The 22,846-nt window shown below is 69.7% G+C and carries 21 protein-coding genes; 8 read left to right on the forward strand and 13 right to left on the reverse strand.

Annotation, left to right across the window (positions count from 1 at the left end; translation table 11 throughout):
- Nucleotides 1–945: a Uma2 family endonuclease gene (locus DAT35_RS32230; RefSeq protein WP_369946194.1), complete on the reverse strand. Its 945-nt coding sequence runs from the start codon at nt 943–945 to the stop codon at nt 1–3.
- A 479-nt stretch (nt 946–1,424) separates the two neighbouring features.
- On the opposite strand from DAT35_RS32230, the gene DAT35_RS32235 reads away from it, so the two are divergent.
- Both DAT35_RS32235 and DAT35_RS32245 read left to right on the forward strand, forming a co-directional pair.
- Complete coding sequence (locus DAT35_RS32235; protein WP_108072239.1) at nt 1,425–2,078, forward strand: hemerythrin domain-containing protein; 654 nt, start codon at nt 1,425–1,427, stop codon at nt 2,076–2,078.
- Between the two features lie 966 nt (nt 2,079–3,044).
- Entirely contained in the window at nt 3,045–3,347 is a 303-nt protein-coding gene (locus DAT35_RS32245; RefSeq protein ID WP_108072243.1) for a hypothetical protein, read from the forward strand.
- Nucleotides 3,348–3,533: 186 nt separating this feature from the next.
- Here the strand turns inward: DAT35_RS32245 and DAT35_RS32250 are convergent, their stop codons facing one another.
- Complete coding sequence (locus DAT35_RS32250) at nt 3,534–6,071, reverse strand: hypothetical protein (RefSeq protein ID WP_108072245.1); 2,538 nt, start codon at nt 6,069–6,071, stop codon at nt 3,534–3,536.
- Between the two features lie 47 nt (nt 6,072–6,118).
- Here DAT35_RS32250 and DAT35_RS58365 point away from each other — a divergent pair, with 47 nt between their 5' ends.
- The 3 genes from DAT35_RS58365 (at nt 6,119) to DAT35_RS32260 (ending at nt 8,886) form a co-directional block, all read left to right on the forward strand.
- A complete protein-coding gene (locus DAT35_RS58365; protein ID WP_146209975.1) occupies nt 6,119–6,307 on the forward strand; it encodes a hypothetical protein in 189 nt (62 codons plus the stop codon).
- Between the two features lie 117 nt (nt 6,308–6,424).
- Nucleotides 6,425–8,245, forward strand: coding sequence for a hypothetical protein (locus tag DAT35_RS32255; RefSeq protein ID WP_146209976.1), 1,821 nt, complete (start codon nt 6,425–6,427; stop codon nt 8,243–8,245).
- 56 nt (nt 8,246–8,301) lie between these two features.
- A complete protein-coding gene (locus DAT35_RS32260; RefSeq protein ID WP_146209977.1) occupies nt 8,302–8,886 on the forward strand; it encodes a hypothetical protein in 585 nt (194 codons plus the stop codon).
- Here DAT35_RS32260 and DAT35_RS32265 read toward each other — a convergent pair.
- The 5 genes from DAT35_RS32265 to DAT35_RS32285 form a co-directional block, all read right to left on the reverse strand.
- Nucleotides 8,883–9,545 carry a hypothetical protein gene (locus tag DAT35_RS32265; RefSeq protein WP_108072253.1) on the reverse strand — a complete coding sequence of 221 codons (663 nt, stop codon included), beginning with the start codon at nt 9,543–9,545 and terminating at the stop codon, nt 8,883–8,885. The genes DAT35_RS32260 and DAT35_RS32265 overlap by 4 nt on opposite strands.
- A 115-nt stretch (nt 9,546–9,660) precedes the next feature.
- Nucleotides 9,661–10,203, reverse strand: a complete 543-nt coding sequence (locus tag DAT35_RS32270) for a hypothetical protein (protein WP_108072256.1) — start codon at nt 10,201–10,203, stop codon at nt 9,661–9,663.
- A 65-nt stretch (nt 10,204–10,268) separates the two neighbouring features.
- A complete protein-coding gene (gene rnhA / locus DAT35_RS32275; RefSeq protein ID WP_108072260.1) occupies nt 10,269–10,736 on the reverse strand; it encodes a ribonuclease HI in 468 nt (155 codons plus the stop codon).
- Nucleotides 10,737–10,751: 15 nt separating this feature from the next.
- Complete coding sequence (locus DAT35_RS32280) at nt 10,752–11,369, reverse strand: TIGR02265 family protein (RefSeq protein WP_108072264.1); 618 nt, start codon at nt 11,367–11,369, stop codon at nt 10,752–10,754.
- Nucleotides 11,370–11,617: 248 nt separating this feature from the next.
- A complete protein-coding gene (locus DAT35_RS32285) occupies nt 11,618–12,235 on the reverse strand; it encodes a DUF2378 family protein (protein WP_199243066.1) in 618 nt (205 codons plus the stop codon).
- A 339-nt stretch (nt 12,236–12,574) separates the two neighbouring features.
- On the opposite strand from DAT35_RS32285, the gene DAT35_RS32290 reads away from it, so the two are divergent.
- Nucleotides 12,575–14,395, forward strand: coding sequence for a sigma 54-interacting transcriptional regulator (locus tag DAT35_RS32290; RefSeq protein ID WP_108072270.1), 1,821 nt, complete (start codon nt 12,575–12,577; stop codon nt 14,393–14,395).
- A gap of 21 nt (nt 14,396–14,416) precedes the next feature.
- Here the strand turns inward: DAT35_RS32290 and DAT35_RS32295 are convergent, their stop codons facing one another.
- Together DAT35_RS32295 and DAT35_RS32300 are read right to left on the reverse strand one after the other, a co-directional pair.
- Nucleotides 14,417–15,214, reverse strand: coding sequence for a hypothetical protein (locus DAT35_RS32295; RefSeq protein ID WP_108072273.1), 798 nt, complete (start codon nt 15,212–15,214; stop codon nt 14,417–14,419).
- A 26-nt stretch (nt 15,215–15,240) separates the two neighbouring features.
- Nucleotides 15,241–16,065 (reverse strand): hypothetical protein, encoded by an 825-nt coding sequence (locus DAT35_RS32300; RefSeq protein WP_146209978.1) that lies wholly within the window; start codon nt 16,063–16,065, stop codon nt 15,241–15,243.
- A gap of 513 nt (nt 16,066–16,578) precedes the next feature.
- Here DAT35_RS32300 and DAT35_RS32305 point away from each other — a divergent pair.
- Nucleotides 16,579–18,321, forward strand: coding sequence for a hypothetical protein (locus tag DAT35_RS32305; RefSeq protein ID WP_146209979.1), 1,743 nt, complete (start codon nt 16,579–16,581; stop codon nt 18,319–18,321).
- Between the two features lie 29 nt (nt 18,322–18,350).
- Here DAT35_RS32305 and DAT35_RS32310 read toward each other — a convergent pair whose 3' ends face one another.
- The 3 genes from DAT35_RS32310 to DAT35_RS32320 are packed head-to-tail and all read right to left on the reverse strand — an operon-like array spanning nt 18,351 to nt 20,497.
- Complete coding sequence (locus DAT35_RS32310) at nt 18,351–18,668, reverse strand: hypothetical protein (RefSeq protein ID WP_108072281.1); 318 nt, start codon at nt 18,666–18,668, stop codon at nt 18,351–18,353.
- On the reverse strand, nt 18,665–19,807 hold the full coding sequence (locus DAT35_RS32315; RefSeq protein WP_233261857.1) for a serine hydrolase: 1,143 nt from the start codon (nt 19,805–19,807) through the stop codon (nt 18,665–18,667). The genes DAT35_RS32310 and DAT35_RS32315 overlap by 4 nt, the downstream gene beginning before the upstream one ends.
- A 30-nt stretch (nt 19,808–19,837) precedes the next feature.
- Nucleotides 19,838–20,497: a hypothetical protein gene (locus DAT35_RS32320; protein WP_108072285.1), complete on the reverse strand. Its 660-nt coding sequence runs from the start codon at nt 20,495–20,497 to the stop codon at nt 19,838–19,840.
- Nucleotides 20,498–20,600: 103 nt separating this feature from the next.
- Between DAT35_RS32320 and DAT35_RS32325 the strand changes: the two genes are divergently transcribed.
- On the forward strand, nt 20,601–22,313 hold the full coding sequence (locus DAT35_RS32325; RefSeq protein WP_108072287.1) for an MASE1 domain-containing protein: 1,713 nt from the start codon (nt 20,601–20,603) through the stop codon (nt 22,311–22,313).
- 6 nt (nt 22,314–22,319) lie between these two features.
- On the opposite strand, the gene DAT35_RS32330 is transcribed toward DAT35_RS32325, so the two are convergent.
- Complete coding sequence (locus DAT35_RS32330; RefSeq protein WP_108072289.1) at nt 22,320–22,829, reverse strand: hypothetical protein; 510 nt, start codon at nt 22,827–22,829, stop codon at nt 22,320–22,322.
- Nucleotides 22,830–22,846: the final 17 nt, after the last annotated feature.

Below are 22,846 nucleotides of genomic sequence, written 5' to 3' on the forward strand. Positions count from 1 at the left end.
TCAGGAACGGCCACGCTTGAGCCGCTCCAGCTCGGCCTCCAGCTCCGCCGCCCGGCGTGCCTCCCGGTCCGCCCTCCGCTCGGCTTCCGCGGCCCTCCGTTGCGCCTCCGCCACCCGGCGCTGTTCCCTCCGCAGCAGCCGGGCATCCTCCTCCACCCGATGATGCAACCCATCCACCATCTGCTCCAACTCGGCGCGCATCTCCTCGGAATCCAGCAACAGTTCCAGGCCGTCGTAGAAGCGCAGCCTTCCGTCCTCCAGGCGCAGCTCCAATCCCAGCTGCTTCGAGAGATAGACCCCCGCCCGAGGCTTCACCGGCACGTACGCCCGCGCGCTCGCTCTCGGTAGCCGATAGCCAAGCACCTGCTGCCGCGCCCCGTCGTAGATGAAGTACTCGGGGATACCCAGGCGGGCGTAGCGGACCACGTTCTTCCGGGCGTCCTTCCTGCGGTCTCCCCCCACGTGCACCTCGAGCACGAAGTCCAGCCCCTTGCCCTCGGCACTCACCATCCACTTGTTCCGCTCGTGGGCCTCCGCATCCAGCACCACCAGCAGGTCCGGTGCGAAGCGGCGCGCCCCCGGGTAGTACACCGGCAGCTCGGCCGCCAGGTACGCCCGCCTCCGCTCCCGGGCGAAGTAACCACGCAACGTGTCCAGCGCACGCACCTTCGCCTGGAAATGCCTGTCCCCCTCCGGCGGCGACATCTCCGCATCCGTCACCTCGCCCGGCAGCGAGGCCACCACCCGTTCCCGCTCCTCCGGGCTCATCGCCTCCCACGCCTCCTGCGAGGGAGCGCGGGGATACCTGTCCTCCTCTTGCGAGCCGCGCCGCAGCGTCATGCCCCCAGCCTGTGGCTCCCCTCCTCCCTCGTCAACCAACAGCCCCACGCCGCTGTTCTCCACCCGCTCCCGAACCCCTCCACCGTACGAAGCCTTCTGGTCCATCCCCATGCCTTACCTCCAAGGTCATGTTACCTATGAGGACGAGAAAAGTCATCCTGACACAACAGGTCACCCGTGATGGGCTCACGCCCCGGCTTCGACAGGGTTGAGCCAGACGACGCCCTGCATGGACGGCCCCCGCCTTTTCCCATCCGATGCCGCCATGGTCTGGGAGCGCATCAAGCTCCGGTCGCGCAAGGCCATACCCCGCGTTCACTCGCGGAGCAGCGGAAACAGGACGACATCGTCCGGCTGCTGGGCGGCTGACGGGCCCCCTCGCCAGACATCAGGGCCGCGTACCACCGAACGCCTCCACCGGCCGCGGCCAGTGCCCGAATCCATCCGCGGTCCGTCGAGCCCCCCTACGGGGCGGGAGTCCTGCTCGCCTGCCCTCCGGCCCGCCGCGGCCCGGTGCTCGCACCGCTCGGGCATGAAACCCGCAGCGTCGCCACTCTTTCGAGCAACGGAAAGGAGGGCGTTCAATGGATGCCATTGCGCTCTTGAAGGCAGACCACAAGACAGTCGAGACGCTCTTCCGCAAGTTCGAGCAGGCGGGACGCAACGCGAGAAAGCTCAAGCGCAAGCTCGTGGACCAGATGGTGCGCGAGCTCGCCATCCACTCGGTCATCGAGGAGCAGGTCTTCTATCCCTCGGTGCGCACCCGGGCCGAGGCGCTGGAGGAGGACGTGCTCGAGGCACTCGAGGAGCACCACGTCGTCAAGTGGTTGCTCAAGGAGCTGGAAAACCTGCCCGCCGAGGCCGAGCGCTTCGAGGCCAAGGTGAAGGTGCTGATGGAGAACGTCCGCACCCATGTCAAGGAGGAGGAGCGTGTGCTCCTTCCCCAGGTGCGCAAGGCCTTCAGCCCCGGTGAGCTCAAGGACATGGCCGAAGCGCTGATGCTCGCCAAGAAGGCCTCGCCCACCCGCCCCCATCCGCGCGCTCCCGATACCCCGCCGGGCAACCTCATGGCGGGCGCCATGTCGGCCGTGCTCGACATGGGCAAGGACGCGCTTCGGGCCGCACGCCGCAAGGTCGCCAAGAAGAAGCGCACCACCCCGGGCACCTCGCGCAACGTCCGGCACGCGGGCAACGGCTCGGCCCGGGAGATGGCCACCGAGTCCTCCTTCCTGATGTAGACCGGGGCGGAACAGCGCGATGCAGGTGAGCCCGGCCGTGCTAACATCGCATGGGCCGGGCGTTGCTGTTCACCGGAAACCTCAATATCAAGCAAGGAATGAGACGTGACTTCAGCCATAAGGGTCGCCATCGCTGAAGAACGCCCCCCTGATTCCAGAAACAGGCGCCGGACCATCCGCGAAATGCATCGCGGGCACATCAAGCGCGTGCCCTCCATGCTCCTTGCCATCTTCCTCTACTCGTCATGCACGAGCCCTCCCAAGGACTACACGCTCTACTCGGGCCATGGAAATGACGAGGCCCAAGGACCATGGGCACGATTCCCAGGTGTCGCACTGTCCAAGGCAGATCTGACACACAACGACATCCAGGGCCTGCTGAATGTCGATTTGCTCAAGCCCATGGCCGATGAATTGCTGCGCCTCGATGGTGCGACGCAATGCGATTCTGGCAGCAACTTTGTGCTGCACCGGGTGCAGCATGCTCTCCCGGCTCTGGCCTGGAGAACCCGGCCCTCCCCTCCAGTGGCCTACGCCCGAGGAGCTGGCCGGGCTGCAACCAGTGGGAGGGGAGCTCAGTGGGGAAGTGGCGGTGGTGGCTGCAGCGGCCATCAAGCAGACCATCCGTGATTGGAAGGCCCAAGACCTCTTCGCCGGCTGTCCCACTCCAGCCGCCGGTCTCGGAGCAACCGTCTATCTGTGGAAGGGGACGTACTACGTGAGTATCTCAGAGCGATTCGACCGCTGCGGAAGAGCACGCTCTGGGATGCTGGATTGGTGGGAGGTCTTCGCCGTATCCCCCGAGGGCGCGGTGTTGGGGCGTCACCCCTTTGGGTATTGAGAGCCTGGACCGCCCAGCGCTGGCCACCGCCGACGGAAGTCGGGCTCGAGCCGTTGCCGCAATTGAAACTGGCCTGCAACTGCCACGGGCATTACGCTCGCCGGTCTCTCTCGACTGGAGGCGTGATGCTGAAGAACTCGCGTTTCGGAAAGCTGTCGTTCGCGGTGCTGGCGGCCGGAGCCCTGCTCGTTGGATGCGGTGGCACCGAGGAGATGCAGGGCCCGGCCCAGCCGGAGGCCCAGCAGGCGCCTCGCGGAGAGGTGAGGGCTCAGAGCGCGTGCAACCTGGACACCGACTGTGTCGTCCTCTCCTCGTCCGTGACCTGCCGGGATGGGTTCATCATGTACGCGTACTCGTCGGATGATGGCTGGTGCATCAAGCGCGACGTCTGTGCCCGGCACGGTGGCCCCGTCGTCTGTCCGTTCTAATCCCCATCGCCGAGGACGAAACCTGACTCGCGGCCCACGGCAGGAAGCGCCTCGCCTGGTGCCGCGAGTCTGGGGACCCGGCCGTCGACGAGGCCATGCAGCGGGCGCTCGAGCGCGTGGAGGTGGGCGCGCTCCAGTCACTCATCGAGAGTCCCTGGATCGCCACCTGCTCCAGGGGTGAGGCCGTCAGAGCCGGGAGCCGGTGGAGAGGCCGGTGCTCACGCGGTGAGCGGCCGCGTCTCCGAGAAGCCGCCCCTGGATGCGGAAGTTGTTGAGCTGCCGGCCCCGCGTGAAACGCGAGTAGAACACCGCGGCGCCTCCCCGCCCGTCCGAGGCGAGCGTCGGCGTGAGCTCCTCGTTGAGCGGGTCGGCGGCGATGGCCATGCCCCCCGGGTCCAACACCGTCCCGTCCGTGCCCACCCGGGCACCGAAGATGTCCGGGCGGATGAAGACACCCTGGATGGGCGGCACTTCGCGGTCATCCTCCCAGGCCACCCGGTAGCGCGTGCCGTCGAAGGTGGCCGTGGGTGTGGTCTCGTTCTGCGGCCCGGCCGAAATGGGGAATCCCTCCGGGTCGAGCACCGTCGCGTCCGCTGTCACGCGCGTGCCCCGGATGTCCAGGTCCACGGCACTGGTGTCTCGGAGATCGGCCCACACCACCAGCGCCTGCGTCCCGGACGAGGCGATGGCCGGGTCGAACTCGAAGCCGGGCCGGTCCACGACGACGAAGCCCTCCGGGTCCACCACGGTGCCCTCGGTCGTCACCCGCGTGCCGAGGATGCGGTTGATGACGAAGGGGAACGTGAGGAAGCGGTCCCGGTACACGACGAGGAAGCGGCCACCGACGAAGGCCACCGCGGGCTCCACCTGGTCCCCTCGCTCGGAGGGCGAGATGAGAAAGCCGCCCAGGTCGAGCACGGTGCCATCCCGAGCCACACGTGCTCCGAAGACGTGCAGGTCGCTGAAGGGTGGGGCACCCGGCGCGCCCCCCGACCAGACCGCGAGGTAGCGGCCCCCTCCGAACGCCACCGCCACGCGCGTCTCCAGTCCGGTCGTGGTGCCAAGCTCGAGCGCGGTGTCATCGCGCAGCGCCCCCGAGCCACTCACTCGCGCCGCGCGGATGGCGAGCTCCCCCGCGCCCGGCTCCTGCCAGACGACGAGGAAGTCACGTCCGTCCGAGGCCACCGCCGGGCCGGAGGCACCGGGGGCACTCGGAAGGCGCAGGCCACTCGTGTCGAGCACGGTGCCGTCCGGACGCACGCGCGCCACGCGGATGTGCGGCCCTTCGTCCTCGCGGAAGTCCTGCCATGCCACCAGGTAGTTGCCACCACCGAAGGCCGCCGCGGGCATCCGCTGCGCCGGAGCCCCGCGCAGCACTCGGAGCGCGGGGGAGTCGAGCGTGTCCCCATCATCATCCACGCGCACGGCGAGCACCGTCTTGGCGTCCGGGCGTGACGCGTCCTGCGCCGCCGCGAAGGTGACGAGGAAGCGCCCGTCCCCGAAAGCCACCGCCGGCGTGTCCTGGGTGAAGAATGCCTTCGAGACGGCGAAGCCGGACGGGTCGCGCACGTCAGCCCCCTCCACTCGCGCCCCACGGACGCGCGGGCGGCCGGTGCGCAGGTCCGTCCAGACGACGAGCGTCGTTCCTCCTCCAGAGTCGACGCGGGGCCGGGATTGTCCGGCGAGCGCGGCGGAGACGGGGAAGCCGGACGGGTCCACCACGGTGCCCTCCCGCGTCACGCGTGCGCCGAAGATGTCGCCCTCGTCCGCGCGCGTGTCCTCCCACACCACGAGGAACCGGCTGCCCGTCCACGCCACGTCCGGGTTCTGTTGCGCCCCGGGCGCGGTGGAGATGGGAAACCCCGCAGGGTCGAGCACGGTGCCCTCCCGCGTCACGCGCGCACCGAAGATGTCGTCCTCGCCAGCGCCGGGGAGCTGGTCCTGCCAGACGACGAGGAACTCGCGGCCGGACCAGGCCACCGCCTGGCTGCGCGGCAGGCTGTCCCGGCTGCCGATGCGGAAGGCGTCCCCCACCACCGCGCCGTCGCGCAGCAACACGCCACCGAGCACCTGGTCCTCGCCGGGAGGTGGCTCCTCCTCCTCGGAGAACTCCTTGCGCACCACCAGGCACGTTCCGCGGCCATCGCATGCGATGTCCGGGGTGACGCCCACCCCCGAGAGGATGGGCGGCAGCGGGATGCCCTCCGGGTCGAGCGAGCGGCCGTCCCGCGTCACGCGCGTGGCGAACAAGCCTCGGCTGTCCTCGCGGCCCTGCCAGAGCACGATGAAGCGCGTCCCGTCGAAGGCCACCGCGAGAGAGCCGCCCTGCACGAGCGCGAGGCTCTCGGGGAGGGGCTCCGCGACGATGAAGCCGGCCGGGTCCAGCAGCGTGCCGTCCTTGCGCACCCGCGCACCGAAGAGGTTGGGCACCGCCCGGCGCGCGTCCGCCCAGACCACGAGGTACTGCTCTCCGTCGAACGCCACCGCGGGCCCACTGGGCGATAGCCCCTGAGCGAGCGTCTCCAGCGTGCGCAACACGGCCTGATTCACCGGGAACTCGGGGGACACGCCCCCACTCCACGGCGCCAGCGCCGACTGGGACTCGCCCTCGGGCCCGTTTCCCGCGTCCTGCGTCACCGGCCCACACGCGAGCAGCAGCGCGCCGCAGACTCCTCCCAGCCCGCACACCCAGCGCGCGAGCCTCCTCCCTCCCCACATTCCCATGGCCCCCTCCCCCTGCAAGTGACGGCAAAGCTGGAACGCACCTCTCGATGCGGCATCGCACTGGAGGCCACCACCGGGCGCTTCCCGTGCTGCGCTTCGAGCGGCACGAGAACCTCGCGGGCCAGCAGCTCCGGGCCGGAGAACCGCTCAGCGCCACGGGAGAGGACGGCAAGCCGGTGCGGCTCACCATCCAGCGCGAGCTGTCCTCTCTGGTGGGACCGGACTTCTCGCCCTGAAGCGTTGCTCGCCCGACACCACCCGGGCCCCCGGGTCCCGGTGCAGTTGCCAGCCCGAGCCAGACCGTCCAGATCGCCCTTGCGCGGAGCCGTCACGGAGCGTGTGAGGGGGGGACGATGGGGAAGCGTCTCTGGCTGGGGTGGGTGGCCAGCCTGCTCTGTCTGTCATGGGCTTGTACGGGCTCGGACAGCAGCGGCGGCGGGGATGTCCCGGCGGTAGCCGAGGGAGCGGTGTGCCCTGCCTCCACGGAAGGTACGAGCCGCTGTGCCTCGGATGGCTCGGCCTGGCTGCAGTGCCGCGCTAGCGCCTGGGTCCTGGTGGAGGCATGCACCTCGTGCACCGAGGGCCCTCGCGGCGTGAGCTGTGTGCCGGTGATGCGGAGCGGAGAGACGAACAACGCTCCCGCGGTGGGTGGTCCCTGTGGCGACGTGCGCACGGCCGGCCGCTGTGCGACGCCCACCCGCGTCGAGTTCTGCTCGGTGCCCACGGGCAATGGCGCTCCGTTCCTCGATGCCTTCGACTGCCCCGCCGGGCAGGGCTGCATGCTCGTGAACGGGCGGGCGACGTGCTCGCTCACCGGGGCCTGTGCCGAGGGAGACACGCGCTGCTCGGGCGCCACCCAGCTCGAGACCTGCACCAACGGAGCCTGGGTGGCGTCCACCTGTCCCGGCCGGTGCACCGGCTCTCCCATCGGGAGTTTCTGCGCGGCCGCCGTCCCCTCCCGCGCCTTCTCCGCGCAGGTGGCCTACGAGGCCCGCGCCGCCAACGAGAGCCGCACGGACTGGGGCCCGCTCTCCCAGTCTCCCGCGCCCGGCTTCCTCGTGCTCTCCTATGCCAACAACGGCGAGCTGCTCGACGCCGCGGAGACGGACGCCAACGGGGCCTTCTCGCTCCAGGTGCCGACCACTCCCGGCGCGCAGGATGCCGTGGTGGTGGCGCTCGCCGCCTCCGACAACGCTGGCGGACTGGCCTACCTGGTGGCGGACCCGGGCTTCGATGCCGCCGGCGAGAGGGACCCGGGCACGGTCGGCACCAACCCCCGGCTCTGGTCCTATGCCTTTCCCTCCGCGTCCCTGACCGATGGGGCCCCGCTCCTCGTCACCGAGGCGATGGGCTCCGGTGCGGCACGCGTCTATGACAACCTGCGCTACGCATACGCATTCGCTCGCGCCCAGTACTCGGGCACGCCGGGCAAACCCCTGGTGGTGTGGCTGGGGTACGGAAACGCGTGGACCTGCGGGAGCTGCTACGCCGCGCAGCCAGTGCTCGCGTTCGACATTCCCTTCGACGCGCAGCTCTGGCTCGGGGGCTCGCTGGAGAACCAGGAGTTCTGGGCCGATTCCGTCACCGTGCACGAGCTCGGCCACTGGACGATGGACAGCTACAGCTTCCCTCCGGCCGAGGGAGGCCCGCACAAGCTCGCCGTCCCCACCTTCCCCGGCCAGGCCTGGTCCGAGGGCTTCGCCACCTGGTTCAGTTCCAACCTGCGCAAGGACAGCGTGTACCTGGACAAGCAGGGCGGGACGATGTTCTGGCTGGACATCGGACTGCGGAGCTACTCGCTGGGCGCGCCCTGGCAGCGGCCGACTCCTCCCGGGGGCCTGTTCCAGAACATGGACGAGAACGAGGTGTCCGCCATGCTCTGGAGCCTCTCCAACGCGGGCCCCACGGCCCCGGGCTCGATGTTTGGCGCGCTCGCGGCGCCACGGATGACGGCCCGACCCTTCGTGGGACGCGGCTATACACGGCGCGTCTGGCAGGTGGGGCCGGATGGAGCCCCCACCGATGTGCAGAACACGGGAGAGGGCATTCCCTTCCTCGCCGACTACCTCGACTCGCTGGTGTGTGGCGGCTTCCCTCCGGACACCGTCAACGCGGCGACCGAGCCCGGCTCGGCCTACCCGTATCCCAGCGAGGCCCCGGTCTGCACGCCCTGACGGGTTGCCGCGCCTTCCCTCCGCACCGGCCCGAGCGTGGCCACGAGGTCGTCACCATGAACCGTTCCCGACTCTGGATGTTCTGCGCGGCGGCCGCCGTCGCATGGGGGTGTCACCAGCAGGAGCCTTCGCAGCCACGGCAGACACCGCCCGAGGCCCCCGCTGCGTCCCCCGGGCAGGGAGGCTCCGGAAGCACGCCCTCCCAGACCATCCAGGCACCGGCCCGGGTGTCGTGGAAGGTGGTGTCCTCGGACCCGAAGACGGTGACGCTGCTGGCGCAGGTGCACCAGTTGACGCCGCTCGCCGTCCCGCTGAACGTCTCCATCGAGACGCCCCCGGGAGTCCGGCTCATCAGCGGCCCGAGCACCTGGACGGTGCCACCCACCGACAAGCCCTGCATCCACGAGACGCGGCTGACGTTCGCCATCGACACGCCGCCCACGGGAGACCTCCTCCTGGTCGCGGACGCGCGGGGGACGGGCTTCGGCATCCACGCGACGAACGCCTACCGCTTCGGCCGTCCCGAGCCCACGCCCGCGCTCCCCAAGCCGACCGGGCCCGAGGTGAAGCTGGGGCCGCGCAAGTTCGGCCCCGCCGTGCCCTCCGACGAGGGGAGCAACACGCCTCGCTCACCGCACTAGAACTCGAGCACCGTGGTGGTGGCGTAGGCGGCGACCGTCACATAGCCGACCCCGATGTGTATCGTGCGCATCACGTCACCGAAGTGCTCCCTCGCGCCGGGGTTGATGCCGATGACCTCCGGGTAGGAGGTGATGAGCCCGAGGATGGGCTGGAGCACGATGCCCACCAGGTGCACATAGGAGAGAATCCGGTACAGCGGCCCCTCCGACTGGTTGAGGCCCAGGGGCAGCCCCTGGACAGCGGTGGCGGTGTAGAGGACGACGGACAGGATGGCGCTGGCGCCGTGCACGATGTGCAGGGACTCGCACCCATAGTCTCCCAGCAGGGGATGGCCGGTCGTGCAGCGCCCGTCATGGAAGGCGGTGCCCTCGTTGATCGCGGTCAGGGTCCCCAATGCCGCAGTCACGAGCAGGCTGCCCGTGGTCACGACGCTGAGCGTGCGATGCGTTCGGAGCGCGTGCTCGGTACGCTCCGGCCGCGCCTCCCCGCTCGTGCCCCCGCGCTCCTCCTCCATCGAGCCCCCGTCTCCCGCCGGCATGAGGAGCATGCGCCTGGGCGCGTCTCCCGCGGCGAAGACATCACCCGCGTGCAGTTCCCCGCCGCTCGACGTCAGGGCACCGAACACAACGCCCACCACCATTCCCACGGTCGGCAACATGACACCTCCCACGAATCAGAAGGAGGGAGGATGGGGAGCGCGAATCCCCGGGGACCATTGCACCCTGGCCCATCACACGGTTCGCTTGGGAACGAACCCGCCAGGTAGCCGCGAGTCAATTCCGCGCGGAGCCGTCCCGGCGGACCTTGGTGGTGATGTACGGTTTGAACGTGTCGGGTGCGTTCGGCGGGGCAATCTCGAACGTGAGTGCCACCTCGGCGGGGGTGGCTCCGGTCCACGAGTAGGTGAGCCGGAATCGGGGCGCGCCCGGAGCCGGGTCGCTCAGGAACACCACCTTCGAGGGCTCGGGGAAGCTCACCTCGTAGTGGATGACGTGGCCCTCATTGTCCCAGTAGTCGGCGCGCGTCTTCTTGCCTTCCGGGTAGATGACCATCAGGTCGTCATGCACGGAGGCCGGCCGGCCATTGGCGGCGGGGTACTCCGCGTGGTTCTTGCGCACGAGGACGCGTCCCCGCACCTCCCGCTCGAGGGAGAACCACCCGCTGCTCCCATCGGGCTGGGTCTTCGCCTCCGCGACCCAGCGGCCCAGAATCGGAGCCCAGGCCGCCCAGGGCTCCGCCTCCGGAGCGGGAGCAGCGGGGGCAGGGTTGGCGGACAGCAAGGACAGAATCAGGGCCGCGGTGTGAAGGGTATGCATGGGAGCTCCTTGGACCATGGAGGACGGCACGCGTGCAATCGCCGCCCGCCATGCCGGAACCCAGGTCAGCGACCCAGCCGCGCCGCCAGTTCCAACCGCGCCGCCACCGCCAGTGCGTCCGCGCGCTCGTTCTCCTCGTGCCCCGAGTGCCCCCGCACCCAGTTCCACGTCACCCGGTGCACCCGCGCCTGCTCCAGCAACGCCTGCCACAGGTCCGAGTTCTGCACCGGCTGCCGACTCGACGTCTTCCAGCCCGTGCGCTGCCACTTGTCCAACCACTTCTCCTCGAAGGCGTTGCGCACGTACTGCGAGTCCGTGAAGAGCTGCACCTGACACGGCGCCTTCAACGCCCGCAGGGCCATCAGCGCCGCCGTCAGCTCCATCCGGTTGTTGGTCGTCTCCGGCTCGGCGCCACTCAGCTCCCTGCGCGCGTTGCCATGCGCCGGGGAGATGAGGATGGAGCCCCAGCCGCCAATGCCAGGGTTGGGCGAGCACGCGCCGTCACAGTAGATGTGGACCAGGGGAAAGGACATGCGAGGGCGCGCATCCTACTCCCAGCCGAACATGAGCCCACCATTCAACCCGTCCAACCACTCGTGCTGCACCCACGCGTTGCGTCCCCCCATCTGGCGCAGGAGCTCCAGGGTCGAGCCCTCGTGGCACGCGGCGGGCAGGAAGTCCCCCTGACGCACCAGGCGGCCACTGCGCTGCCCCATCCACTCCACCTCCAGCCCCCCGAAGCCCAACGTCTGCCGGTAGATTTCCGGAGCGACCGTCAGCATCCGCCGCGGGTCGCCGTTCGCCACCACCTTCGCCGCGCGTCCCACCGGCGAGGCCAGGAAGTCCAGGGTCGACTGCCGCCCCATCTCCCACAGCACCGACTCGCCTCCTCCAGCGGTCGGCCCCATCACCTCCACCGCGAAGGAGAACACCTTCAGCAGGGACTGGACGGGGTAGTTGAAGAAGCTGACGAACCGCGTCTCCCCTGCCAGCTCCAGGCAGCGCCGCAGGGCCTCCTCGCCCCCCAGCCTGCGCACCGCCTCCAGCGGACCCTGGAAGTTCAGCCCGCGCACCGTGTGCTCGGGCCTCGCGCGGGAGATGCGCCAGACCAGGTCCTGCTCCCAATCGCACGGCGACTTCGTCAACCCCACCGCAAGTACGGTCATGGGCAGACTCCCAGCGTTTGTGTCGAGGTGGTCGCGGCGCGAAACCCTACCACCGCGTATGGAGCGCTCCAAAGTGCATCGCCCATGCCCTCGGGCACCCGCGCGCCTGTTTCGTCCGCTGCACCACACAGCGGGGCGCTCCAGTGGTCGCAGCCCCACACTCCGCGTCCTGCCTCCCCCGCACGCTCCGTTCTCCACTCCGCAAGTCCTGCGGGGAGCCCGAAAACGCCCCGTGCAAATCCTGCGACTCACTCCCAGGAGACGAGGTACTCGCCGTCGAGCACATCCACCCGGGAGCCCCGCACCTCCACCCCGCGCGCATTCATCCCCTCGAGCGCCGCCAGCAGCAGGCCCTCGTGGTAGGCGCACGGCATGAAGTCGCGCCGCATGAGGACGCGCCCGCGCGAGGGCCCTTCCCACACCACGGTGCGCTCCCCGTAGTTCACCGCCGTCCGATACGCCGAGGGCAGGTTGCCCACCAGGCGCCGCGTCTCTCCCTTCGACAGCAGCAGCAGCGCCTTGCCCCCCGCGGACTTCAGCATGTCCGCCGTGGCGCGCCGCCCCAGGTGCCGCTGGGCCTGCTCCCACCCGCCGTACCGCGGCGCCAGCACCCGCGCCGCCGTGTCGTTCACCTTCAGGAAGGTGCTGACGGAGTAGTTGAAGAACTCCACGAAGCGCGGCTCGCCCCCCGCCTCCACGCAGCGGCGCATGCCCTCCTCGCCCGCCGCCGTCCGCACCACCTCCAGCATGCCCAGGAAGAACATGCCTCGCACCATGTCCGCCGGCGTCGTCAACGCCAGCCGCCGCTCCAGGTCCTCGCGCAAATCCTGCGCTTCCTGGTCCACCAGGACCTCATGCCTGCTCATGCTCATGTCCCCATCCGTCCAATCACCCTAACCACGGACCCCGCACCGCCGCGCCTGCATTCCGCGTCCCACACGTCCGTTGCTGGACGCGGCCGGGTCCTCGCGCATGCTCCGCGTGTTGTGCCACGGACAATGACGGAATCCGGACGAACAGGACCTCGTGCCGCCCCACGCGCCCCAGTGGGGGCCGCATGCTTCTCAATTGAAGCACCACGTGCCCCGTCGCCCTCCGGCCCGGCAACCCCCCTCTCCACCTCCCGCCTCTGGACGAAAATCCATTCTCTTGATTTCTCTGGAATTCCAACCCGCCTTCACATTTGACGCGGAAGCGCATCAGAGATGACCGTTACGAGTGAAGTCCCCACCGTGTCGCGCAGCGAACGCAAGCCCCTGTACGTGCAGGTGGTCACCCAGCCCGCGCTGCATGGGTGCTGGGCGGTGAACATCAGCGAGTCGGGCATCGGGTTGATCGCCACCCCGAGCGGGCCGACGGAGGGACCGCGCGAGGGCGAGGATCTGGAAATGGCCTTCACGCTGCCGGACACACGGGCGCGCATCCGCGTGAGGGGCGTGGTGCGCTGGAGGCACGATCCGGCGGAGCGGGACGAGGCCGCGGTGACGGCGCTGGGGGTGAGCTTCAACACCTTCGAGGGCTCGGACGGGGTGACGCTCAAGCGCTACCTGCTGGACCACCAGCTGTACGTGGCGGTGGTGTACGCGGAGGAGTCGGAGCTGCGCGGCCTGCGCGAGGCGCTGGAGAGCCATGTGCGGCTGCGCTTCGTGCAGTCGCCGGTGGACGTGGACACGCTGCTGGGGCGCGGGGACGTGAGCGCACTGCTGGTGTGCGGGCGGGACGAGGCGCGGGCGATTGCCCTGGTGGAGCGGCTGGCCTCACGGCGCGCGGAGGTGGACCCCACCGGAGCCGGGCCGGCCAGTGACTTGTCTCCGCGCATCCTCTATTGCGCTCCGGCGGCGGCCTCGCGGCTGGTGGAGCTGTTCAACCAGGGGAAGATTTTCAGGGCGCTCACGCCGCCCTTCGAGCAGGTGGCGCTGCGCCAGGCCGTGCTCCAGGCGAGCCGCGAGCTGGGCCTGCGCACCGAGCAGCGCCGGGCGGCACTGGAGCTGGAGCGCAACCTGCTGCGCGAGCGGGCGCGAGAGGCCCCCCGGCTCTCGCCGCACGCGGATGTGGGGGACGAGCCCGGCTTCCGCAGCCCGGTGATGCGGCAGGTGTTGGACCTGGTGCGAGTGGCGGCGCCCCACCGCGTGGCGGTGCTGCTGCAGGGCGAGACGGGCACGGGCAAGGAGGTGCTCGCCCGCGTCATCCACCGGCTGAGCGGGCGCAGCAACCAGCCGCTGGTGGTGCAGGACTGCGGTGCCCTCACCGAGACGCTGCTGGAGAGCGAGCTGTTCGGCCACGTGAAGGGAGCCTTCACGGGGGCGGTGGCGGACCACCCGGGCCTCTTCGTGCTCGCCGACGGGGGCACCATCTTCCTGGATGAGATTGAGAACACCACGCCGAATCTCCAGTCGAAGCTGCTGCGCGTGCTGGAGAGCGGGGATGTGCGGCCGGTGGGAGGCACGCAGATACGGCGGGTGGACGTGCGCATCATCGCCGCGAGCAACCGGGATTTGTCCGAGGAGGTGCGGGTGGGGCGCTTCCGGAGCGATCTCTTCTACCGGCTCAACAGCTTCACCATCGACCTGCCGCCGCTGCGCGAGCGCCCCGAGGACGTGCTGGACCTGGCGCGCTACTTCCTGGCCCACTTCAACCGGACGCTGAGGCGCTCGGCGAGCGGACTGTCCGCGGACGCCGAGCAGATACTGGTATCGGCCCGGTGGCCGGGCAACGTGCGAGAGCTGCGCAACTGCATCGAGCGCGCGGTGCTGCTGTCCACGGACGACGAGCTGGTGACGCGGCGGCACCTGCCTCCGGCGCTCGTGGGGAGCGTGGAGGGAGCGAGGCCGCCGGCGCGGGTGACGGGAGCGGGCTCGCTGCGCGAGCGGCTGGAGCAGATGGAGAAGGAGATCATCCGCGAGGCGCTCGAGCGTCACGGCGGAGTGGTGCGGCGGGCGGCGGCGGCACTGGAGATGGACCCGGTGACGCTCGGCCGGCGGGTGCGGCGCCACGGACTGCTCACCACCAAGGAGCAGGAGCAGTAGGGGCGCGAGCGGCTCGGGTGCCTATTGCAGCCCGAGCTCGTAGTCCCAATCATATAACTTCTCGAGCAGGTCCGACGTGCACGCACCGGAGACTCGCTCGAATGCCTGTGGGTCGAGCGCGGCGAGGCGCTGGCGCTGGAAGACAGGGTCGGCGATCACATCCCGGTACTTCAGACCGCGCGCGGAAGAGAGGGCCCGGGGCATCTGCCGGAGGATGACCTCAATGCAGTCCTCCCGCGTAGCCCGAGCCATGCGCTCCGCCGCCGTTTCCAGCCGCGCGCGCACGGAGGCCGCTCCCAACGGACACCACGCCTCCATGGCCCAGTTGCAGGCGTCCACCATCAACTCCTCCAGGGTGAGCGCGGCACTTGGGGTGGTGAAAAGGTAGCGCGCGGACTGGAGTGGAGCCCAGAAGCGCAGCAGCGCCTGGAGGCGCTGCGCCGTGCGCTCCGCGCTCACCGGGCACATCTGCGTCGTCGCGAAGAACAGTGCGCCCCAGGCCGTCTCTCGGAAACACTCCTCATAGTCATCCCTCACGGGAAACGAACTCTGCGGAGGTTCGGATAAGGCAACCATGACATGGGACACCATGTACAGCCGCCAGGCCGGTCGCTCGCGCTGGAAGTCCACCACCTCGTGTGCCACCACCACCTCTCCCGGGGGCACCTCCACCATTTGCCGAGGGGTGGGGAAGGCACCTTCCTCGCGGTACTGCTCGCCACACCGCAAGCCCTCCTTCTTCGTCTTCTGCTGCACCGAGCGGAAGGTGCCATAGAGGAAGGACGGCAGTTGCAGCGAAGTGGACTCTCCAGACGTCATTGTGCGCGTCCTAGCAAAGCGGCCCCTCAGCGGGGAAGGGACATACCTGCGGCGGCCGGCACCTGCGCTGGGGGCGCAGTGGGTGGAGGCCGCACCGGGAAGGGAATGACCTGTCCACCTCCCTGCGCCGGCGGTTGCCGGGACCCGGTCCCCATCTGACCCAGAATCGACCCCCACAAGACCGTCGTCGCGACCCCTCCGACGACGTCGATGACCATTCCCACGGTTCCGCTGATGGTGGCTAGATTCTCACGCCAGCTCACCATTCCTTCCACGGCCTGACTCACCCAACCACCATACTGCCGCAACTCTTCTACGGTGAGGTCTACCCACTGCCCGGCCTCATATGCGGCTGCCTCAGAATCGAAGCGTTGCTGGCTGCGCGTCCACTTGTACTGGACTACTCCGGGCTCTGGTGTCTTCCACTCCAGACGCCAGATGTATTGCCCTCCTGCGAAGCAGACGAGGATTTCGCCCTGGAAGTCCGTGCCCCCCGTAAACCGTTTGCCGGTCAAGATGGTCCGATTCAGCGCGGCCAGGTATTTGCGAGCCGCCTCGCGGCCTTCCCAGAGGGCCTGCTCATTCCAGGGTTTGATCTCGAAGAGGCTCCGCATGGTGACATCGGTGATGTCCGGGCGGAGTTGGCTCTCGCCCGGGAGCAGGAGGGATGCATCTCCAACTTTCGTTTCATCAATGATGGCTTTGATTGGCTTGGTGTTGTAATAGGCTCTATTGTCCGGGTGATTCACCCTGTACATGTATGCAATCAGCAGGTGAGAGGCGTTGCCGAGGAAGAACTCCCAGGGCACCTGCGAATCCGGATTCCGTCCGGGGACGTTGTAGCCCTGCACCGCCGGGCCAGTGGGCTCCCCACCCGTCTTCGGACCATCGCTCGTGGCCAGAAGGCGTCGCGACTGCGAAGGGGAGACTGACGCCGGGCTGAACCTTGCTCCCCCGCTCCCCCAGGTAGGAGGCGCCTGCATGCCGGGGGCCGTGGCACAACCGGAGAGCATCCACACGAGGAGTTGGACCACCCAATACCGTGCGATCCGCCACGTGGATGGACGCCACTCAAGGCCAATGCACATGGGAACCTCCCACTCCGCGCACCCAGACAGGCGCGAAGTCCGGTAACAGTGGAGCTCCGGAGCCGAGGGAAGACAAGGTTCCCCGCCGTCAGGTTGTGCGGGACGTCCCGCGCTCCTGCGTAAAGACAGAATGGCAGATACGCTTCGTGGACTCGTGTCAGATGGGACGGGCGGGCCGCGCGCCGGCCATGACGCTCCCTGGGCGCCGCGCGGGGAATGGGCCCTGCAATGGGCGCGACGGAAACCCGTATGGACCCGATGAGAAGGGAGCTCTTCATGAAGTGCGCAGGCCACACCCTCTGGATGGCACTCCTGCTGTGCCTGAGCGCATGTGCCACTCGCGGCGACGGCACTCGGCCCCCTGCCGCGGCGCAGGTGTCTGGCATCACCGTGAGGGTCCAACGCGCCGCCGCCGGCTCCGACTCCTGGAGCATCGCCTACGAGCTCCCCCATCCCATGCACGCTGTGCGCTTCACCCGCCCGGGACATGGGTATCGCCAATCCCACTGGCGGGTGCTGGAGCCCGCGGGACTCACCATCGAGCGCCGTGGCGAGGAGGACGTCCTCCTGGCGCCAGCGGGCTCGCCCTTCCGCACCCTGCGGATGGAGGTGCGCTCCTACGCAGACAAGCCCGAGAAGGACTACCAGGTCTTCATCCCGTACTCGGACGGCGCGGCCCTGCTCTATACGGGGATACTCGGGCTCGCGTCCGATGGGGCCGAGCCGCCGCCCCTGCACGTCCTCCTGACGCCTCGCCCGGGGGAGCGGGTCGTCGTGGCCGGCCAGAGCAGTGAGCGCGAGGTGCGCTGGGAAGGCGCCCCCGAGGGGACGTATGCCTATTTCGGCGCGAGCACCGCGGTCCAGCAAGGCGTGACGGCGGTGGTGGACCCGGGAATGCCTCGGCACCTGCGCGAGCACATCGAACGTCTGCTGCCTCGGCTCTTCGCGTTCTACACCCAGCGCACCGGCAGCCCGCTCACCTTCTCCCCCGCCCTGTTCATCAGCTTCAGCCCCTCATCCAGAAGCCCCGGCGACATCAACATGAGCGGGGGAACGCTGCCAGGGCTCGTCCAGCTCGACATCCGGCTCGGCAGCGACCGCCTGTCCGCCGATGACCCGGAGGTCTCCAAGCTGTTGTCCGAGCTCGTCGCGCATGAGGCCGCGCACCTCTGGAACAGCGAGCTGGCCTTCCACGAGGTGCCAGGCGGGGACTGGATGCACGAGGGCGGCGCCGAGGCCTTCGACCTGCATGCGCTCGCGGAGCTGGGCGCCGTCCCGGCGGAGCACGTCCGCAAGCGTCTCTCGGACTCCGTGTCCGAGTGCCTCTTCCAACTGGAGGGCGCTCCGCTCCGGGAGTCCTCGCGCCCCGGGAAGTACACGAACTACTACCGGTGCGGCCTGCTCATCTTCGCCATGGCGGAGGCCTCGGCGCGGCAGGCGAATCCCCAGGCGGACATCTTCGCGCTCTGGGGGCGGCTGCTACGGGACGTCGGGCCGAGAGGACGCTACGACGAGGCACGGCTGTATGCAGCGTTCGCGTCAGAGGGAGTCCCTCCGCGCACGCTCGCCGTCATCCGGCAGTTGGTGGACGGGCCCAATGCGGACGCCGCGCCCCGGGTCCTCGAGGAGCTGCGGCTGCTGGGTTTCGAGCCGCAGGTGCGGGACGAGGAGGCGCCGGAAGCCTTCCGTTATCTCGTGGCACGAGGGGCCGTGCGCGCCGCCCTCCGTCAGGACTGTGCCGCGGAACTCTCGCCCTCGGTGGAGCGCGGCGCGGTGCTCGCCCGGGGCGGCAGGTGCCAGGTGCTGGGCGAACAGCCACGCATCGCCCGGGTCGCCGGCCACTCCCTTCCCGCCGAGGCCCTCGCCGCCTACGACACCCTGCACGCACGGTGTGCCGAGCAGGGCCGAGTGGCCGTGGAGCTCAGTGGACAAGGACAGGCACTCCAGATCCCCTGTGACGGACACCTCGCGCGCCGGACGCCCTACGTGCGCGTCGGGCGCGTGCCCTTCCTCCCCTGAGTCTGTCTGGGATTGGGCGGAGGCGGGCCCTACTCCACCAGCTCGCAGCCGTCGCGCTCGCTGACGAGGCGGGCCTTCTCTCCCCACAGCAGCGCCGCAGCCGTCTGCACGCTGCGCTCCTTGTAGTCCACCTTCACCGTGGCCACCGCGGGGCTCGCCGCCGTCCAGCGCCGACAGTACTCCTCGCTCATCTGCATCACGAAGACGCACGAGCAGAAGTCCTTCGCCGTATAGGACGTCACGAGCTGCAAGTCATTGTTGTCATAGGGGCGCTGCACCGTGTCGCCCCTCCCGCAGGAGAGCGCCGCGACGCTCGCGAGCACCAGGAAGGCCCGGCTCCAGCTCATGGCAGATCCTCCACCACCGCGAGGGACAGCTTCAGCAACGAATCCAGCTCGAAGGAGCCGTCCCGGTCATCCCCCGTGCGCACCACGATGAGGTCCTTCGACGGAATGATGGAGATGGACTGGCCCCAGTGGCCCCGCGCCGCGAAGGCGTCCTCGGGCACGTTCGGCCAGGGGCGCTCGGCCTGCACGCCGGGAATAGGACGATTGAGCCACCACTGCCAGCCCTGCACATCCTCGTGCTCCCGCTCGTAGGACTTCTGTTTGATGGGCTCGGACACCTGCGTCGACTGCGCCACCCAGCCCTCGGGCAGCACCCGCTGGCCCGCCCAGCACCCGTCGTTGAGGTAGAAGAAGCCGAACTTCGCCAGGTCTCTCGGCGTGGCGTGCAGGTACGAGGAGCCCACCACCACGCCCTTACCGTCCCGCTCCCACGTGGCGCTCTTCATCCCCAGCACGTCCAGCAGCAGCGTGAAGGGCCAGTCCCGGCCCTCCGAGGGCTTGAGCGCCGCGTCCAGCACCCCGCTCAGCAGCGTCGCATCCCCGGACGAGTACCTCCACGAGGTGCCCGGCTTCTCCTGCAACTCATGCCCGGTGATGAAGGACACCATGTCCTTGCGGCCCTCGCCGTACAGCATCGCCAGCACCGAGGAGTCCTGGTAGCTGCCACCATTCTCATAGTCCTCGCGCCAGTCCAGCCCCGAGGCGAACTCCAGCAGGTTGCGCACCGTGATGGCGCAGCTCTCCTGCCGCTTCGCCTTCACGTGTTTGCAGATGGAGTCGTCCAGCGCCACCGCGCCCCGCTTCACCGCGATGCCCGTGAGCGCGCTGGTGAAGCTCTTCGACACCGACCAGGACAGGTGCCGCTTGCTCACGTCGAAGCCGCGCCCATAGCGCTCGTACACCACCCGGCCCTTGTGGATGAGCAGCACCCCATCCGTGCGGATGCCCTTGCGCTCCTCGTCCTTGCCCGTGAGCGTGAAGGCATAGTCCTCCAGGGCCTTGATTTGCGCGGGCCTCGCCGCCGCCACCTCCGCCTTCCCGTCGGGCCAGTCCTCCGTGGGCCAGGTGGGGCGAGAGGGGCACTCGGCCCGGGCCGGCGATGCGAGCGCCAGCGCCCCGGCGAGCAACAAGGGGGACATTGCGTGGAGTCGACTCATGGGAGCTCTGTCTCAGAAGGTGTAGCGCAGCAGGGGCACCACCAGCGCCCGCGAGGCGGTGGCCTCCACCACGGCGCGCGGCCGCTCGGGGACTCGCGACAGGGTGGGCGGCGGCACCGGCGCCGTCGCGCGCATCGTCAGCGTCACCGCCGTGGGCAACACCAGCGCCTCCACCAGGGTGAAGAGCGCCGCGTCTCCCAGGTCGTCCACCGTGGCGCCGAGCAGCACCGCGCCCGTCACCGCCAGCACGTGCACCCCGAGCGCCACCCACACCGCCGGCTGGAAGCGCGCGCTGCCCGGCTGCAACCGGTTGCCCACCAGCCACTGCGCCCCCGCCACCGCCAGCGGAGGCAGCGCCGCCAGCAGCACCACCGCCGGCACCGCCGCCAGCACCAGGTCCGACGACAGCGTGCCCACCCAGGCGCTCAGCGCCAGCGTCGCCGGCACCGCCACCACCGCCGCTCCCGCCCCCGTGGCCAGCTCCAATGCCATCCACCGCATCGGGTTGTCCGTCTGCATCGCCGCTGGCGGCTGCTCGGGCAGCAACCGTGCGGACTCCGGCGCCGCACGCGACGTCTCCGGCACCATCATCAGGACGAGAGCCAGCAGCAGGGCCGCTCCGGGGCTCGTGGACCGACAGGCCCGCCGCGCATCCGCTCGCAAGTGGAACATGGCCCGATGTCATATCACTGACACGCTTCGTCCGGGCCTCCTCACACCTGGAGGGGGCTTTGCGCCACTCCCCACTTCATGACACGGTGCAGAAACTCCGCGCGTGCCTGAACCGAAGCACATCCTCCAACCATGGCACCTGCTCGGGCGGCTGGGGCTGTTCGCGCTCCTCTACTGCGCCTCCGCCTGGCTGGGCATCCGGCTCACCCCTCCGAGCGACCACATCTCCGCCATGTGGCCCGCCAGCGGCGTGTTGCTCACCGCGCTGCTGCAGTCGCGCAGGCGCCACTGGCCCGCCATCGCCCTGGCGGCCATCATCCTAGAGCCCCTCGCCACCACGCAGGGACGGATGCCCTCCCTCACCCACTTCACCATCTCCACGGGCAGTGCCCTGGAAGGGCTCGCCGGGGCCTTCCTCATGCGCCGGTTGGCCAGCTTCCGCCCCTCGCTGGAGCGGGTGCGCGACGTGCTGTCCCTGCTGAGCTCCTCCGCCCTGCTGAGCACCATGCTCGCCGCCACCATCGGCGTCACCGCGCTCGCCGCCGACGGCAGCATCGCCTGGGCGGACTGGGGCAGGCAGTGGCGGGTGTTCTGGGTGGGCGATGCCATGGGCATCCTCCTGGTGGCCCCCATGCTGCTCACCTGGACGACGCGCGGCCTCGAGGGCTGGAGCCGCCTGCGCCAGCTCGAGCTCGTGGCGCTGCTGCTGTCGCTCGTGGCCACCGTGCACCTCGTCTTCTTCTGGGCACCGGCCGCCACCAGCGTCTACCACCCCGTCACCTACGTGGCCTTCCCCTTCCTCCTCTGGGCAGCCCTGCGCTTCGAGGCCCGGGGGACGGCGGCGGCCATGCTCGCGCTGGCCTCGGTGGCCGTGTCTCACACGCTGGCGGGCAGCGGGCCCTTCGCGCTGGGACCCGAGGGCCACTCCGCCGGGCCTACCGCGAGCCTCGTCTTCCTCCAGTCCTTCCTCGCGGCGTCGGGCGCCTCCGGGCTGCTCATGGCCGCCGCCCTGGGCGAGCGCCGGCACGCGCAGGAGAAGGCCAACCACCTCAACCGCGAGCTGCGCCAGTCCCTGGAGGAGCTCGCCACCGCCCAGCAGGAGCTGGTGCGCCGCGAGCGCATGGCCGCGCTCGGCGAGCTGTCCGCCAGCGTGGCCCACGAGGTGCGCAACCCCCTGGCCGTCATCTCCAACTCCGTGGCCGCCCTCACCCGCCTGGCCCGGCCCGAGGAGAACAGCCCCGCCTGGGAGCTGCTCGGCGTCATGAACGAGGAGGTCGCCCGGCTGGACCACCTCGTCCACGGGCTGCTGGACTTCGCCCGGCCCCTGCGGCCCCGCCTCTACTCACAGCCGCTCGCCACCGTGGTGGACGGGGCGCTGGAGGCCTCCCTGCGCTCGGAGCCTCGCGCCCACGGGGTGCAGGTGGTGCGCGAGCTGGACCCGGAGCTGCCCGAGGCCCCACTGGACGCGCAGCTGCTGCACCTGGCGCTGAGCAACCTCTTCATCAACGCGCTGCAGGCCATGCCCCACGGAGGCACGCTCCGGGTGGAGCTGGGCCGCGGCGAGCCGCGTCAGGGCACGCCCCAGGCCCGCATCCGCATCACCGACACCGGAATCGGAATGACTCCGGAGGTGATGGCCCGCCTCTTCGAGCCCTTCTACACCACCAAGGCCGCCGGCACCGGACTGGGGCTCGCCATCGTGCGCCGCATCGTGGAAGCCCACCAGGGCCAGGTGGAGGTGCACAGCACCGCCGGCCAGGGGACGACATTCACCGTCTTCCTTCCCCTGGCCTCGGCCGCCCGCTCCACCGCCTGAGCCGGCTCAGAACGGGATGGAGTCGTCGTCGTTGCCACCGCCGGAGAAGTCATCATCCCCGTGCGGAGGAGGCTCGTCGCCGCCCATGCCTCCACCCCCGGCATCACCGCCCCGCTGACGGGCCATCTCCGCCTCGATGGAGGCCAGCAGCTGGCGCTCCCGGTCGTGCCAGCGCGACTTGCTCGGGTCGCCCAGCGAGCGCCGCGCACCGTTCGCGTAGAACTCGAGGTCCTGCATGCTCGCCCCCTGGATGGGAGCGCCCTTGCTGCGCCCGTAGTTGGGGAACACCTCTCCCCCGCCGCCACCACCACCACCGCCTCCGCCACCACCGCCGTACGAGGAGGAAGACCGCCTCGGCGCCGCGGCCGCCGCATCGGGCGCCGAGCCGATGCTCAGCTCGCCCAGCCTCAACGTGAAACCTTCCCCATTGCGGAACGCCGTCCCCACCCGCACCTGCTCCACGCGCCCGTCCTGGCGCCGCACTGCCACCGTCACCGGATAACCCTGATCGCTCATGCCCGCCGGAAATCATT

Source organism: Vitiosangium sp. GDMCC 1.1324 (assembly GCF_003044305.1).
In the GTDB taxonomy this organism is placed as follows: domain Bacteria; phylum Myxococcota; class Myxococcia; order Myxococcales; family Myxococcaceae; genus Archangium.